Origin of the sequence: Saccharibacillus sp. WB 17, from assembly GCF_008634075.2 — a bacterium.
In the GTDB taxonomy this organism is placed as follows: domain Bacteria; phylum Bacillota; class Bacilli; order Paenibacillales; family Paenibacillaceae; genus Saccharibacillus; species Saccharibacillus brassicae.
Genome location: NZ_VPFK02000020.1, coordinates 226202 through 241738, shown reverse-complemented (window position 1 = coordinate 241738; position 15537 = coordinate 226202). Strand labels below are relative to the sequence as shown.

General features: G+C 58.4%; 15 protein-coding genes. 2 read left to right on the top strand and 13 right to left on the bottom strand.

Going from position 1 to position 15537, the window contains the following annotated elements; genetic code table 11:
- Positions 1-220: 220 nt before the first annotated feature.
- The 4 genes from FTE24_RS10455 to FTE24_RS10440 form a co-directional block, all read right to left on the bottom strand.
- Positions 221-1402 (bottom strand): spr1629 family repressor/antitoxin, encoded by a 1182-nt coding sequence (locus FTE24_RS10455; protein WP_150233310.1) that lies wholly within the window; start codon positions 1400-1402, stop codon positions 221-223.
- 39 nt (positions 1403-1441) lie between these two features.
- On the bottom strand, positions 1442-2182 hold the full coding sequence (locus tag FTE24_RS10450; RefSeq protein ID WP_150233308.1) for a spr1630 family ClpXP-sensitive toxin: 741 nt from the start codon (positions 2180-2182) through the stop codon (positions 1442-1444).
- A 101-nt stretch (positions 2183-2283) separates the two neighbouring features.
- Entirely contained in the window at positions 2284-3042 is a 759-nt protein-coding gene (locus FTE24_RS10445; protein WP_150233305.1) for an exodeoxyribonuclease III, read from the bottom strand.
- 129 nt (positions 3043-3171) lie between these two features.
- Entirely contained in the window at positions 3172-4023 is an 852-nt protein-coding gene (locus FTE24_RS10440; RefSeq protein ID WP_150233304.1) for a hypothetical protein, read from the bottom strand.
- Positions 4024-4249: 226 nt separating this feature from the next.
- Here FTE24_RS10440 and FTE24_RS10435 point away from each other — a divergent pair, with 226 nt between their 5' ends.
- Positions 4250-5062 carry a hypothetical protein gene (locus tag FTE24_RS10435; protein ID WP_150233302.1) on the top strand — a complete coding sequence of 271 codons (813 nt, stop codon included), beginning with the start codon at positions 4250-4252 and terminating at the stop codon, positions 5060-5062.
- A gap of 59 nt (positions 5063-5121) precedes the next feature.
- Here FTE24_RS10435 and FTE24_RS10430 read toward each other — a convergent pair whose 3' ends face one another.
- Positions 5122-5844 (bottom strand): stalk domain-containing protein, encoded by a 723-nt coding sequence (locus FTE24_RS10430; protein ID WP_150233300.1) that lies wholly within the window; start codon positions 5842-5844, stop codon positions 5122-5124.
- A 327-nt stretch (positions 5845-6171) separates the two neighbouring features.
- On the opposite strand from FTE24_RS10430, the gene FTE24_RS10425 reads away from it, so the two are divergent.
- On the top strand, positions 6172-7953 hold the full coding sequence (locus tag FTE24_RS10425) for a methyl-accepting chemotaxis protein (RefSeq protein ID WP_237401719.1): 1782 nt from the start codon (positions 6172-6174) through the stop codon (positions 7951-7953).
- Positions 7954-8226: 273 nt separating this feature from the next.
- On the opposite strand, the gene FTE24_RS10415 is transcribed toward FTE24_RS10425, so the two are convergent.
- From FTE24_RS10415 to FTE24_RS10380, 8 genes are all read right to left on the bottom strand, one after another.
- On the bottom strand, positions 8227-8670 hold the full coding sequence (locus FTE24_RS10415) for a PRD domain-containing protein (RefSeq protein WP_150233298.1): 444 nt from the start codon (positions 8668-8670) through the stop codon (positions 8227-8229).
- 273 nt (positions 8671-8943) lie between these two features.
- On the bottom strand, positions 8944-9711 hold the full coding sequence (locus FTE24_RS10410; protein WP_150233296.1) for a class I SAM-dependent methyltransferase: 768 nt from the start codon (positions 9709-9711) through the stop codon (positions 8944-8946).
- Positions 9708-11342 (bottom strand): nickel ABC transporter substrate-binding protein, encoded by a 1635-nt coding sequence (locus FTE24_RS10405; RefSeq protein ID WP_237401718.1) that lies wholly within the window; start codon positions 11340-11342, stop codon positions 9708-9710. Before FTE24_RS10405 ends, FTE24_RS10410 begins: the two co-directional genes overlap by 4 nt.
- A gap of 65 nt (positions 11343-11407) precedes the next feature.
- Entirely contained in the window at positions 11408-12214 is an 807-nt protein-coding gene (locus FTE24_RS10400) for an ABC transporter ATP-binding protein (protein WP_150233294.1), read from the bottom strand.
- 13 nt (positions 12215-12227) lie between these two features.
- On the bottom strand, positions 12228-13043 hold the full coding sequence (locus FTE24_RS10395) for an ABC transporter ATP-binding protein (protein ID WP_337190041.1): 816 nt from the start codon (positions 13041-13043) through the stop codon (positions 12228-12230).
- 91 nt (positions 13044-13134) lie between these two features.
- Positions 13135-13989 carry a nickel transporter permease gene (gene nikC / locus FTE24_RS10390; RefSeq protein ID WP_150233293.1) on the bottom strand — a complete coding sequence of 285 codons (855 nt, stop codon included), beginning with the start codon at positions 13987-13989 and terminating at the stop codon, positions 13135-13137.
- Between the two features lie 97 nt (positions 13990-14086).
- On the bottom strand, positions 14087-15040 hold the full coding sequence (nikB, locus tag FTE24_RS10385; protein ID WP_337190040.1) for a nickel ABC transporter permease: 954 nt from the start codon (positions 15038-15040) through the stop codon (positions 14087-14089).
- Positions 15037-15372 carry a DUF3024 domain-containing protein gene (locus FTE24_RS10380; RefSeq protein WP_141446598.1) on the bottom strand — a complete coding sequence of 112 codons (336 nt, stop codon included), beginning with the start codon at positions 15370-15372 and terminating at the stop codon, positions 15037-15039. The genes nikB and FTE24_RS10380 overlap by 4 nt, the downstream gene beginning before the upstream one ends.
- Positions 15373-15537: the final 165 nt, after the last annotated feature.

The following is a 15537-nucleotide window of genomic DNA, read 5'->3' as shown; positions in this document are numbered from 1 at the left end:
TCGATATTTTCGCATTGTCCGGGCCGACTGTCCACTCGTACCGGACATGAATCTTTCATCGGCATTCGTCTCCATCTTGTTACCTTAGACGATGAAAGCCTTTACATGAAGAGGTAAAAATAAAGATCCCCTGTCCAAATTAAAGAAGCGGCCGCTTGAGCTTTAAAACGGCCGCTTCAAAGTATCCTATTTTGATTTTTAAAACGAGTATGGTTCTATTCTATTGAATTTTTAATTTTCTTTCCAATACGGTTACATTATTATAAAACTCTTTTTCTCTTCTGTATTGTTGAAAAAAGGTTTCTTCGAACCCTAAAATTTTGGAAAGCAACTTCTCATCAAACAAAGTGATATCAATTATTTCTTCTACCGAAGCAAGTTTTTGTTCAAAAATGTACCGTATGGAACTTAGAACTTTTCCGGGTCGGACTAATTTCAATTCGTGATCCAACGGTTCATGTACGGTATAATTCATTCGATTCATGGAGGCATAAAAATAACGCTGTTGATCATACGTCATTTTATTTAGCCTATAGGCATGATTCGCCATGGCCTGTATGGAAACTTGCCATTTTTGTTTTAATTCCACGTATGAATTCGGATTGGATATTTTGCGAACAGTATCTAAATCTTTCTCAAATTCTATTGGAGGCATCAAGAAAAAAGCAGCAAAATCGTTAGCTTCGCGCTCGATGATTTGATGTTCCGATTTAGTTAGTTCACTCATATCCATTTGGTTGTGCAGCAGCAAATGTCCCAATTCATGTGCCAAATCAAAGTTTCTTCGAACAGCCGATTTTTTTTGATTTCCCAACATGATGATCGGTCGTTGTTGGTCGCTCCATATGCTGTACGCACCTATTTCACTGCCCAAAGATTTTTCAAAAATAAAGGCTCCGTTTTTCTCAAGAATAAACAGCAAGCGATTATTTTGATTGTTCATATTCAGGCATTCCCTAACATAAAGCGCTAAATGTTGTATGATATCTGATCTTTCCAACTTTTTTTCGTTTTGAATAATGAAATGGATTGAATAATTCCGAATCTCCAAAAGTTTATTTTCGGGATACACGATATATTTTTCGAAAAGATCAAGCAATCCCTCTATATGCTCCAAATGAGCTGCTTCGTACTTGGTGCGACTCACACTATTGATTTCTTTGGATCGATAGGCGATCAGGCTTGGATTGACCGTTTTCTTGACTGATCTCGAATCATAAAAATATTTAGTTTTAACATGGAATATATTTTTCATTTTGTTCACGACTTCTAATTTGGGCCCATTATAATCGTTCTCGTATTGCCATACGGATTGCTCGGTTACGTCAAGAAGTTGGGCCAAGTCGCTTCGGGAATATCCATACAACAAACGAATATCCTTCAGTTTTTCTCCAATAAACATAGATAGCAGCCCTCTTTCTGAAACAATGAATCGTTATTTCTATGCGTTTTCTTCCGCTTTTTTCGAAGCGATCGAATAGCCGTATTCTTCAACCTCACCGGAATACTCGGCCTCGGGCATACTGGAAAGCGCACCGATTGCTTCAATATCCATTTCTATTCCGGTTTTCCCAAGATGGGGAGACAAATCGTCGATTAAAACCATTTCCACTCGGTTTCCTTCTTTGAATTCAGGCATCCAAAGGGAGACGTTGGACAGCATGCGACTTTTTGGTTCGATCTCATAAGTTGCGATATAAAAACGATCGAATTCGGAAAGCTTTGCTTGTTTTTGAACTTCTTTTAATGAACTTTGGATAATCTCATCAAACTTCATAACCCCTTGGAGTTCCGGTTTGAGTTCTTCGAAATTTATTTTAGAATTGATTTGGGAAAGCTCGATCAAATAGTTGTCCGGGTTTTTAACGTCCAGTTCGGGCAATTTTTTGGGGCCTTTGAGAATCGTTGCATTTTTGATCAGCAGGAGAGATTTCGAATCGGGAATGGAAAATTGCAAATAAGACCACGTATATCCGGCTTTATCGTCTCGAAAGTCAGCACCCAATTTCTCAAGTTCCCTAGATACTTGATCATCGATATGATTCCCTTTCACCCAAGCATAAGCCGCACTTACGCGCATGCTTTGACGCTTCTCGCTTCTTTCAAGAGCATACGCATTGTAACCACTTTCTATGCCCCGAACCAAATGCCTATTCAATTCTTCTCCCAAAACGTATTCCATATCCGAATACCCCTGATCGTTTTATCCTAAGGGAATCTTATAATAAAACCGCTTTTTTTTAAAGTAAATTTGCAAAAAGACTGTTTTTATTAAAGAAATCATTAAACGGACGCGATCTCCAGCACGACCGGACAATGATCGCTTCCGAGCATCTCGGAGTCGATACGCGCGTCGGTCAGCCTCGGCGCCAGACGCTCGGACACGAGGAAATAATCGATGCGCCAGCCGATATTGCGCTCGCGGACTTTCATCATATACGACCACCAGCTGTAGGCGCCTTCGCGGTCCGGGTAAAAATACCGGAACGTGTCGATAAAGCCGGCATCCAGCAGCTCGGTCATTTTGCCGCGCTCTTCGTCCGTAAAGCCGGAGTTGCCGATATTCGGGCGGGCGTTCTTCAGGTCGATCTCTTGGTGCGCCACGTTGAGATCTCCGCAGACGATGACCGGCTTGGCGGCGTCCAGCCGGGTCACGTAATCGCGGAAGCGGTCTTCCCATTCCAGCCGGTACGGCAGACGGGTCAGATCGCGCTTGGCGTTCGGCGTATAGACGTTCACGAGGTAAAAGGAATCGTATTCCAGCGTCAGAATCCGTCCCTCGTCTTCCGAATCGAGCTCTATTCCGTACCGGACGGACAGCGGACGGACTTTGGTGAAGACCGCCGTGCCGGAGTACCCTTTCTTGACCGCGTAGTTCCAATATTGATGATACTCGCGGGTAGGCTCGATCAGGATCTGCCCTTCCTGCAGCTTCGTCTCCTGCACGCAGAAAATGTCGGCATTCTCCCGTTCGAAATATTCGTTGAACCCTTTGGTGACTGCGGCCCGCAGGCCGTTAACGTTCCAGGAAATCAATTTCACGGTGCATGTCTCCTTAACCGGCAATAAGCTGTCGGGCGGATACTTCCCGCCTCCGACAGCCAGTGTACCATATTTCCGCCCCAATTGAATTCGGGCGCGGCAGCCAGCGCGCTGCGAATAACGGCGCGATCAGCGTCCGCCGCCGGAAGACCCCGCGCCTCGCGCCGGCGATCCGGGCGGCCGGTACGGCTGCACAAACGCCGCTTCCGCCATACGCAGGCCGGGCTCGAACGGCTCCCAGTCGTACGGTCTTTTCGGCAGTCCGTCGTAGAGTCCGGCGAATTCCGCCGGCCGCACCGCGCCGAGATTGAGATCCGTCACCAACACCGGGATGCCCGCCGTATGGAACCGCCGCAAAATCTCGTCCAGCAGATCGCGGTCTTCCATACGCCGAAAAGGCGACGTCTTCGTATAGCGAAGGCCGTCATCTTCGTGCTTGAGCACGATTTGAAACCCGGTCCAATACGAATAGCCCGACGGTTCGCCCGGATCGGGCTGCCTTCTTCCGCTGGCCGCGATCAGCGCCTGGCGGATACGCCCGCCGGAAATCCATTCGTCCAGCAGCTCGTCCGGCAGCAGCCACTCGCTGTCCCCGGACGCCTCGTCGCCCGTGTCCGCTTCCTCGGCGAACTTCCGCGGCAGCAGCGCCGCGCCCGCCGTCAAGACGGCGATCGCCGTCAACGCGCACGCCGGCATCCACAGCTGCCGCAGCCCGCAATAGACGGCGGCCGCGGCCAGCACCGCCGCAGCCGCGGCGACGAACCGTATCCGGGCAGGCCCGGCCTGCCGCCCGCGGCCCGAAATCTGTGCTTCGCCCGCGCGAGGTCCGTCCGATTCGCTGTCCTGCCCGCCGTGCTTCGCCTGCCCGTTATATTTTTCATGTCCGTGTTTTTGATGCCCGCTACGGTCCGACTGTCCGTTTCCGTTGCCGTTTCGCTCGATCCCGATCCCTCCCTGCCTGTTCCTCTGCCTTTTACCCAACGCCCTGATTGTACCGGTTTTGGGCGCCGGGCGAAACAGGCAAAATCGATCGAACAAGCGTTCCAAAAGCGATTGACGCAGCTCCCGGGGCCATGATATAGTGAACGCAAATCAGGATGAACGGCGCGGGGAAGCACCCTGCGGACAAGGTTTTCGAACCTTTCCGCAGGGTGCTTTTTTTGCGTTTTCGCCCGTTTAATCCGCCTATACGAGGAGCTGATTGTCCATGTTCGTTCGTCTGTCCGCCCGTTTCGAATGCCGCCTGCCCGTCCGTCTGTTCGCCCCGCTGCTTGTGCTGTGCCTGCTGCTTGCGCTTGCCGCGCCGCCCGAACGCGCCTTCGCTTCAAGCTCCGGCACCGCATGGGCTGCGGCGTTGTCGGCTCTCGATACGGCCTACGACGGGTATACGGCGCTTGAGACCGTCAACAAGCTGGAGAAAATGGAGATCCAGGCGCTGCGCAAAGACAGCGCAAGCCGGCTCAAGGCTGTCCACGACGCGATCCGGCGGATCGGCCGATCCGACACCGACCGGCTGCAAGCCCGGATCGCCGCGCTCAAGTCCAGGCATGCCCCGCTGCTCGAACAATACCGCGAACTGGGCCGGCAGGCCGCCGAAGCCCGCAAAAGCAAAAACAAAAAGCGGATCGACCTGCTCGACCTGAAGCGCAACAACCTGAAACCTTCCGTGCAGGCCGCCAGGCTGGAGATCCAAACAGCCCAGGAAGAGTTGGCTGCCGCCAAGAAGCAGGCCGCGGCCAAAGCCAAAATCGTCAAGGACGCGCTTGCGCCCGCCGCCGCATGCAAGAAACAGGTGACGGCGGAGAACAAGTCGATCGCCGCGTTTAACAAGACTCGGGCAGCCGCTTACAAACGGTATCGCTCCGCCGTCAAGCAGGGCAGCGCCATGACCGCGGCGGCGGAGTTGACGCTGATGTACGACCAGCTCGGCCGGATTCACGCTTCCCAGCAGCGCATCCTCGGCTGGGAAAAACAAATCGCCGCCGCGATCCGTATCGCGGCGGCGAAGCTTCCTTCATGATTATTCGAGAAAATCGGGAGCGGTGATCCGGGCGTGCTGCGTGCTTGATTGAGCTTGATTTAGAACGAAGCTTTCGCCACGTGCACGGCAACCTGCTGGATCTGGGCTTTGCTCAGCGCACCTTTTTCGGAGAAGATCGTCACGAAGCGATCGCCCAGCGGGAACGTCAGCATGTCTGTTCCGGCAGGCTTGTACCAGTTCCCTTTGATGCCGTTGGACAGCGTGACCGGCGTCAAGTCGTAACCGAACGAGTCGTCGCGCGGCGCGATCGCCACTTTCATCTTGTCGAACACGTACGTCACGGAGTCGCCGCCGGCCGCCACGCTGCGGAAGACGTCGCCTTTGACGGCCTGCATCGGCGCGTACGGCGTTGTGAAGCCGTCGAACGCCGCGAACGCTTTTTTGGCCGCCTGTTTCTGCGAGGCCGTATACGTGACGTTCACGAGACCGGCTGCCGAATCCGGCTTGACGACCGGTCCCGAACCGCTGCCGGACTTGCCGATCACGACCTTTTGCGCGGCCGCATCGTACGTAACCGGCACGTTCAGCGCTTCGCCGAGAGCCCGAACCGGCAAATAAGTCGTATCGCGATACACGATAGGATCGAGGCTGTTGCCCGAAGCGTCCTTGGGCGCGTAAGTCTGGCCGTTCACGACGAAGCCGAGGCCGTGATTGAGCTGGGCTTTGATCGTTTCGATATTCGCGGCGGCGTAAGCGCCTGCCGAAGCGGAAAGGGTCATGCCGGCTACCATTGCTGCTGCGATCCATTTTTTCGTATTCATATAAAGTGTCCTCCCGGGTTGCAGTCCTGCGGAGCGCTTGTCTCCGCCTCCGGACCGTATTGATGACGATGAATGATGAACTTGCTGCTCTCGATGTGTTCACTATACCGAAAGAATATCTCGAAAAAGCCAATGAATTGTATCCGGGAAGTAAACAATGCGGCAGAGTCGGCAGCAGACGGGCGGACTCCGTCCGGGTTTTTGAAGAACCGTGAACCGCTCTGCGACGCTCCGGCTGCCGTTATCTGTTTACAGGATACTATTCAAATTGCGACATTTTTCGACGATAATAAAGAGTCTGACGAACATTCTGGAGGTGGATCGATCTTGCACACGAATAAACGCAAAATATTCGGGCTGCGCGGCAAACTTTACCTGATTATTCTGGTGCCGCTTCTGGTCATCGGAATCCTTGTTGTCGTAATGACCCGGTCCGCAGTCGAACAGGCGGCGCTGGCTACCATGCAGGAAGATACGCAGCGGCTCGCCGAGAATACGGCCGCATGGCTGGGCACGCAATCGGCTGCGATTCAAACCATTTACGAAAAAGGCGAAGACAACGAAGCCTACCGCAAGCTCCGGGAAGAGCTTGCCAATCTGCGCAAGCAGTCGGGCGTTCTCTACGTGTATATGATGAACAAAACGGACGCGGGCTGGATTTATACGGTGGACGGCGCCGATTGGGACGACGAGAATTATTCGCCGTTCGGCACGGAAGTCGTATTCGATGCGGACGTCGGGGGACCGTTGTTGGCGGGCCAAACGGCCAATACCGCTGTCGTGCATAACGAGCTGTTCGGCAGTCTATTCTCCTCCTTTACCCCGATCTTCGATGCCGACGGCAAAGCGATCGGGTATCTCGGGGTCGACGTCTCGGCGAATACGCTGGCCGAGGTCACGTCGCTTACACTGTCGAACGCTTACCGCATCGTCATTCCGGTATTCGCGGGCGTGCTGCTGCTCTCCGTATTGATCATGCTGCTGGTCGTCAACCGCCTGCTCAAGCAGGTATCCGGCATCAAGCAGGGCTTGGAACAAGCCGCCGAAGGCAATCTGGACATCTCCGTGCCCCGGATTACCGGAGACCAGCTCGGCGATATCGCGACGCTGACCGAGCATATGACTTCGAGGGTAGCGGGCATGATCGAACAGATCAAGCAGGGCTCGCAGACGCTCGTTCAATCGGCGGGCCACGTTGAATCTTCTTCGGGCACGAACCGTATGCAGGCCGAAGAATTGACGCGGGCGATTCGCGAGATCGCTGCCGGATCGACGCAGCAGGCCGAACAGACGGAACAAGCTTCCCTGCTGACAGACCGGCTCGGCGGCATGATTGACGAAGTCGGTTCCTACGTCCGGGAGTTCACGGACATGTCCGTGCAGCTCGGTTCGGTGCAGGGCGAAGTCAGCCGCGAGCATGAAGCACTGCTGGCGAAGAGCCGCGACAATTCGCGGCGGACGGCCGACCTGACCGCCATGTCGCGCGAACTGGACGAGAAGTCCAGAATGGCGTCTTCGATCAGCGGACAGCTGAACAATATCGTCAAGCAGACCCAGATCCTGTCGCTCAACGCGACGATCGAAGCTTCCCGGGCGGGCGAAGCCGGCAAAGGCTTCGCTGTCGTCGCCGGCGAAATGGGCAATCTGGCCAGCCAATCCAAAGACTCCATTCAGGAGATCGAAAAGATTCTGTCGTCTTTCGTCGAGCAGGTCGGGCGGATGAACAAGCATTTCGAGACGAACCGCGTAAGCGCGCAGGAACAGGAAGCGCAAATTTCCGGCTGCCTGCAGACGTTCGGGGAAGTGCTGAGAATTTCCGGCCAGGTCGAGCATTTGGCGGGACGGCTCGACGAGCGGACGACCAGCATGCAGGACGCGCGCCGCGAAGTCGAGCAGCATATGAACGATATCGCCGCGGCTACCGAGCAGACGTCGGCCATGAGCGAAGAAGTATCGGCCAGCGCCGACGAGCAGCAGCGTTCCGCCGAAGAATTGAGCGGAATCGCGCAGCAGCTCGCCGAGCTGTCGAACAACCTGCAATCGGCAGCGGGACAATTCCGTACCCGACCGGCCGATTCGGCCGAACCGACGCAGGAACGTACGGCTTGAGCGCTTTACGAATACAGCGCCTTACGCAGAAAGCCCCGACGCCTGAAGGCGTCGGGGCTTTCTCTTTTTTGTCGCGCGGTCAGACGGCATCCTTGGCCGGTCGGACGACCAGTTCGTTCACGTCTACGCCCGCCGGCTGCGAGATCGCGCAGCGGATCGCTTCGGCGATCGCCTGCCGTCGCACGCGGACTGTACGTAAGCCGCACGGGAACGGACAAGCTGGGAATGCGCTCGCTGCCCGCGTCCGCCGCGGCGCACGGCGAACCTATCTGATCAGGCGTGCCGCAGCGCCGAAACCGAGATGACCTTATGCACATGCAGCATCAAATCGAGCATCTCGTCTTCCGGCAGCCGCGCGCCGCAGCGGCGTTCCAGATCCGCGCGGATCTCGCCGGCGCAGGCGTAACAATCCGGCATATGCCGGCGGATCAGCCCGCCGAGCGTTCCGTCCGTAGCCGAAGCGCGCGTCTCCGCGCGCAGGGCGCGGCGCACCGAAGTGCGCAGATGTTCCGCGAAGCGCCGGTACGTCAGCACCGACACGTCGGCCGCTCCGATGCCGAAGCGCCGCTCGATCGTCTCGAAAGCGTGTTCGAGCACAGCGAACAACAGCCGTCCTTCTTCGTTTGCTTCGGGGCGTTTGATCCAGTACGACGCTTCCCCGCTGCACTCTTCCTGCGCGACGACCGTATGTTCGTTAATGATTTGCGTGATTTTCATCGTTTTTCCCTCCTTGTTGGGGTCTGTCCGTTCTCCATGGGTCAAGCTTAAAGTGTGTCATCGATTTCAGGTCAACCGCTTTTTTCAAATCAAGTCCGAAGCAAGTCCGAAACAGGTTCAAAATCGATGCAAAAAAGCGGCAGCCCCGGTTGAACGGGACTGCCGCTTTTGACGAATAAGGGCCTTGCTTCTACCGCGCTCACTGTGCTCACCGCGTCTAAGATAACCGCTCCCCGCTCCGTCGGTCGAAACGGTCCGAACGGGCGGAACCAGCTAAGCCTCGGGCTTGGTCGCCACGATCATGAACCGGACGCCTTTTTGGAAGCCGTATTTCAAATGGTGCAGCGGCAGCTCCTTCGCGGACATATGATCGCGGCGAATCGTCACAGCCTCGAATCCGGCCTGCGCGAGCGCGCGCTCGTCTTCTTCCGGGCGCAGCACCTGCACGAACGGCAGATCGCTCAGCACGGTCCGTTTGCGGCTTTCGGGCTTGCGCAGGCGGCGCTCCGTCACCAGAATGAGCAGCCAGGAGAAGCCGTAGCGCATGCGGGCCGGCAGCGAATGGTCTTCTTCGTACAAATAGTTGCCGTCGAACACGATCAGTCTGCCGCCGGGCTTCAGCACCCGATGCCATTCGGCGTAAGCGCGGTACGGATCGGGCAGCGTCCAGACGACGTCCCGGCAGACGACCGCGTCGAAACTGCCGGACGGAATGGCCGACAAATCGGCCGCGTCCGCAAGCGATACCGGAACGTCGGGGAATCCGAACTCCGCCACGTTGCGCCTCGCCCGCTCTACCATGCCCGGCGAAGCATCGACCGCTTGGGGAAGATGGCCGAGCCGGGACAGCAGGATAGAGAAGAACCCCGGTCCGGTTCCGACGTCAAGCACCTGCTGGGCCGGGCGATCGCCCAACCCTTCCTGCAATCTTTTTTGCCAAAATGCGACTTCCCGGCGGCTCTTGAACTGCGTATGGATCACTTTGTCGTAGCCGTCGGCGCCGGACGTCCAATAGTTCGAGATCGCCTGCAGCTTGCTCATTCGGTCACGTCCAGCCGGTTCCACAAGATCGGTTCGAACGTCGTATGGCCCGCTTCCGCATGCTGCACCCTTTTGTTGACGGCGAACAGGTCATCCGGGAAATAAACGGCCGCATACATCGCCTGTTCGTCCAGCCTTGCGAAAATGTCGTCGTATGCGGTCTGCCGCGCGCTTTCGTCGGTCGAAGCGAGAGCCGTGTCGATCTGCTGCTCCAGAAGCTCGTCCGACCAGGCGACCGCCGGCGCTTCCTTCGTCGAATGGAACAGCGAAGACAGGAACGAGTGCGGATTATACGCGTCGTCGTATGTCCGGTAGATGATCATGTCGTACGCTTTGGTCGTCCACAGCGCGTCGTAATACGCGTTCGGCTCCAGCACCTGCAGCTCGGCCGCGATCCCGATCTGCTGCAGCTCCGACTGGATCAGCTCGGCCATCGGTTTCCATTCCGGGAAATCGGCCTGCTGCAGCACGAAGTTCAGCTTGAGCGGAACGCCGCCGCGGTCGAGCGTTCCGTCTTCGTCGCTGTCCTTGTAGCCCGCTTCGCGGAGCAGGCGCTTCGCTTCTTCCGGATCGAAGCCGTAGCCGCGGCTGTTCTTCTCCGTCACGTAAGGCACCGTCGGCGGGAACAACCCGCGCGCTTCGCTGCCGACGCCGCCCATCAGGTCGTCGACGACGCTTTTTTTGTCGATCGCCAGATTGATCGCTTTGCGTACGTTCAACTGCTGGAGATGCTCGTTTTTCCCGTTGTAGACGATAAAGTGCGAGCTGGTACCTGCCGACTTGAGCAGATTCAGCTTATCGTCGCTTTCGACCACGGGCAGGCTTTCGAGCGGCAGGCGGCCCATCTGTCCGCCGGCGAGGTCGACGCTGCTATTTTGCAGCGCGAGCACGCGCGACTGCGGATCGGGGATGACCTGAAGCGTGATTTTGGACAATTTCGGCGGTTCGCCCCAGTAATTGCGATTGCGGACCAGCACCGCTTCCTGATCCGTTTTGTAGCTGTCGGCCATCCAGGCTCCGGTTCCGATCGGCTTGACGAACTTGCCCTTGACGTCGCCCGCGGGCTCGACGGCGTTCGGACTCAGGATGCGTACCGGACGCGCGAATGTCAGCTCGGTGAGGATCGGGTAATAGGCCCGGTCGAACGTCATCTTCACCGTATATTCGTCCGGCGTCTCAAGCGAGGTCAGCGCCGAAGCAACGGACAGCGAATTGGACGGATCGTGAATCCAGCGCTCGAACGAGAACTTCACCGCGTCCGCGTTGAAGTCCGAACCGTCGGAGAATTTCACGCCCTCGCGCAGATGGAATATGTACGTTTTGCCGTCCGGCGAAATGTCCCACGATTCCGCGAGCGCCGGTTCGATCGCGCCCTGCGCGCCGTACCGGACCAGCCCGTCGTAGATCATCGCATGCACGTTCATCGACCCGTCGTATGCGCCCGCGTCCATGCGATCCAGCCCGACGTCGCCCGAGACGGCCACCGTGATCCTTTTCTCTTCTTGCTTGGCGGAATCGCTGCCGGCCGCCGAAGTCGCCGGCGCTCCGCCTCCGTTCGAGCAGCCCGCAAGCAGCGCCGCAGCCAGGATCACGCCCGTCATTCCTTTTTGCCACACTTTCGATTTATGCATGATTCCAACTCCCTTTTCTCTGTTTGCTTCTATGTAAAAGAATGTATCCGCCGCCTACGCTTCCCTTATCTGTTCCTCAATGCGGGATGCGACACCGGAATCGAATCCAGCAGCATCCGGGTGTACGGATGACGCTCGCCGAGCTGCAATTCCGCGGCCGGACACTGTTCGACGATCTCTCCCCGGCGCATGACCGAGACCCGGTCGCAAAACGTGCCGACAGCCGACAGATCGTGCGTGATGAACAAATAGGACAAGCCGAGCCGCTGCTTCAACCCGTCCAGCAGCCGCATCGCCTGCTTGCGCAGGCTGTAATCGAGGCTGGAGAACGGTTCGTCCAGAACAAGAATCTCCGGCTCGCACGCGATCGCCCTTGCGATGCCGACCCGCTGCTGCTGGCCGCCGCTAAGTTCGGACGGATAGCGGCGCAGATACTCCGATCCCAGACCGACGGACTCCAGCGTCTCGGCGATCCGGCTGACAACCGTTGCGCGTTCCAATCGGGCGCCGCGAAGCGGCTCGCCCACGATCTTCTCCACCGTAAAGGCCGGATTGAACGAAGCGAGGCTGTTCTGGAACACCGGCTGCATCCGGCTGCGCACTTCGCGCATCTGCCGAAAATTCCAATCCGTAATATCGGTTCCCCGATACCGGATACGGCCCGCGGTCGGCGGCTCCAGCTTCAGCAGCATGCGGGCCAGCGTGCTTTTGCCGCAGCCGCTCTCGCCGACGAGCGCCAGCGTCTCTCCCTGCCGCAGTTCGAGCGACAGGCCGCTAACCGCGGGCGGCGCGTTCAAGCGCGCTCCGCCGCGGTTCCAGCCGTTTCTTTTTTCGTAAACTTTGGTCAATTCGACCGCTTCCAGCACATTCATCGCCAAACGCTCCTCATAACCGGCTGTCCAGCAGTTCCTGCGTGTAGACATGCCGGGGATTGTCGAATACCTCTGCCGCTTCCCCATACTCGACGATCCGGCCGGCACGCATGACGTACAGATCGTCCGCCAGCTCGGCGACCACGCCGAGATCATGGGTGATGAGCAGAATGCCGACGTTGTCTTCCCGCCGTACCCGGTCAAGCTCGCGCAGAATGAACGCCTGCACGCTGACGTCGAGCGCCGTCGTCGGCTCGTCGGCGATCAGCAGCTTCGCGCCGGACACGAGCGCCAGCGCGATCATGATCCGCTGGCACATGCCGCCGCTCAGCTCGAACGCGTACGCCGACATGAGCCTCTCGGCGTCGTCCAGCCCGGCGCGCCGCAGCTGCTCGATCGCGATCCGGCGCGCTTCCGCCCGCTTCACGTTGGATCGGTGGCGCCGGATCGTCTCGGTTAATTGGCGTCCGATCGGAATGACCGGGTTGAGCGCCTGGACCGGGTCCTGAAAAATCATCGCCATCTCCCGGCCCCGGCTGGCTTGCAGCGATTTCTTCGACAGGCCGCGCAGATCGATTCCGCCGAGCCGGATCTCTCCGGCTTCGATTCGTCCCGGCGCGTCGATCAAGCCCATCACGGACAGCGCCGTTGCACTCTTGCCGCTGCCGCTCTCGCCGACAAGCGCCGTCACCCGGCCCGCTCTCACGGTCAAACTGACGTCGTTCACCGCCGCAAACGTCCGGTGTTCTCCCGGGAAAGTCGTCGTCAGGCTGCGGATCTCCAGCAGCGGAAGTGTCTGCGACACCGCTTCGACCGATAATCCGTTCACGTCCACCCTCCTTTTTCGTTCAAGCTCCGTCTGTTACATTCAAGCGCTGTCTTTGTCATTCAAGCTGCGTCTGCTGCATTCGACTCCGTTTTCAATCCGGCCGCCGCAGCCCTTCCGCCAGCAGGTTGAACCCCAGCACGGACAAGGCGATCGCAAGTCCCGGATACAGCATCAATTCCGGCACCGTCTGCATGTACGGACGGCTGTCGCTAAGCATGATGCCCCATTCCGGCGTCGGCGGCTGCGCCCCAAGCCCGAGAAACGACAATCCGGCCAGCGACAGCAGGATCGTGCCGAGCTCCATCGAAGCCAGCACGCCGATCGGCCTGGCCGCATTGCGCAAAATATGATCGAAAACGATCCGACCCGGCGACGAACCGGCCGCGCGGGCCGCCGTGATATAGTCGCGCTGCTTGAGCTGAAGCACCAGTCCCCGGATGATTCTCGCATATCCGGCCCACCACACCGCGGCGAACGCCAGCAGCAGATGCAGCGCCCCCGGACCGAGCAGCGCGGCGACCGCGAGCGAGAGAATCAGGCTTGGAAAAGCGAGCAGTACGTCGATGATCCGCATGATGAAGCGGTCGGTCCGGCCGCCCGCGTAGCCGGCCAGCAGGCCGACCGGGATACTGATAGCAAATACCGCGGCCAGAACGATCAGCGCGTGGAACAGCGACAGCCGCGTCCCATAGAGCAGGCGCGACAAGACGCAGCGGCCCAGATGATCCGTGCCGAGCGGATACCGCCAGGACGGATCAGCCAGCCGCGCACCCATCTCCACCGCCAGCGGATCGTTCGGCGCAAGCAGCGGCGCGAACGCGCCGGCTCCGAGCACGAGCAGCACGATGGCCGCTCCCGCCCAGACCGGCGCTTTTGAGGCCCATTTTGAAGCAGGCGGCCCGGCGGATTCTCCCGCTTCGATCGGCCTGCGTTGACTTCTGTCCATTCCGGTGTCCCAACCTCCGTTCATCCTGCCTGTTCATGCTGCCTGTCCTGTCCCTGTACATTTTGCGGATCTGCTTCCCGGTCTGCCGCGCTTGCGTTCAGCCCCGCCGAATTCTCGGGTCGAGCAGCCGGCAGCCCGCATCGACGAGCCGGTTGACCAGCATGACCGTAAGCGCGGTCAGCAGCACGTAGCCCTGAATCACGACGTAGTCTTTGGCGTAGATCGCTTCCACCGCGAACTTGCCGATGCCGGGCCACGCGAACACGGTCTCCACGATGACCGAACCGCCGAGCAGGCTGCCGATCTGCAGGCCGAGCAGCGTCAGGCTCGGCAGCACCGCGCTGCGCAGCGCATGCCCCGCGACGATCGATCCGGCGCTCAGGCCGCGGGCCCGGGCAGCCCGGATATACGGCTGGCGCAGCACGTCCAGCAGGCCGGTCCGAATCAGGCGGACGTAGAGGCCCGCCATGCCGAAGCCGAGCGTGAACGCCGGCAGCGCGACGCTGAACGGACCGTGCATGCCCGCGACCGGGAACCAGTCCAACTTCACGGCTCCGTACAGCAGGAGCAGCAGGCCGAGCCAATACGACGGCATCGAGACGCTGGCCAGCGAGACGGCGCGTCCGATCCGGTCCGGCAGCCGGTTCGGACGCAGCGCCGAAGCGACGCCGAGCGGCACGGCCAGCAGCGCGGCCGACAGCAGCGCGCATACGGCCAGCCAAGCCGTGGCCGGCAGCCGGCCGAGCAGTTCGCCCAGCACCGGGCGCCCGGTCATCAGCGAAACGCCGAAATCGAGCGTCACGATGCGGCCGAGCCAATGCGCGTACTGCAACGGGAGCGGCGCATCGAGCCCGAGCGATGCCCGCAGCGCTTCGACCGCGGCCCGCGTAGGTTGGATGCCGTCCGCCCGCAGCATGATCTCCGCCGGATCGCCCGGCGCGAGATGCATCAGGGCGAACGTAATGACGGATACGCCGAGCAGGGCAAAGCCCAGATGACCCGCCCGGGCCAGCGCCCGGTGCAGCGCAAAGCGAAGATCAACCTTCTTCACTTCCAGAACAGACCTTCACGGTCCAGTTCGAACTGCTCCAGCTGATCTTCGAAATCCATTCTCGGTTCGATCGAGCGGGCGGCGACCCATTCTTCGGGGCCCTCGCCCTGTTTGGCGTACACGCTCCAGGCTCCCCGTTCCAGGCGGAACTGGGCCAGGTCTTTGCCGGTCCAGCCTTCGCGCGGCGATTCGGGGCGTTCTTCCGTCAGCGTGACGCGGTCTGCTTCCAATCGGTACACGATGCGGACGGCCGTTCGCATGCTCGGCGGAATCTTCTCCGAAATATAGCCGCGCAGCAGCGCTTCGAGCCGTTTCGCTGTCCAGGTATCCATCAAGCTTCTCTCCTCTTTCCTTCGCATCGGCAGGCCCGAACCGGATAGTCCGACTGCCGCGTTATTTAATAGTAATTATTACGATTAATCAGAATATACGGCTTTGCAGCCATTCTGTCAAACGTAAAAAGTGTTGAATTCGGCGGGCATATGCTTTATTTTTGT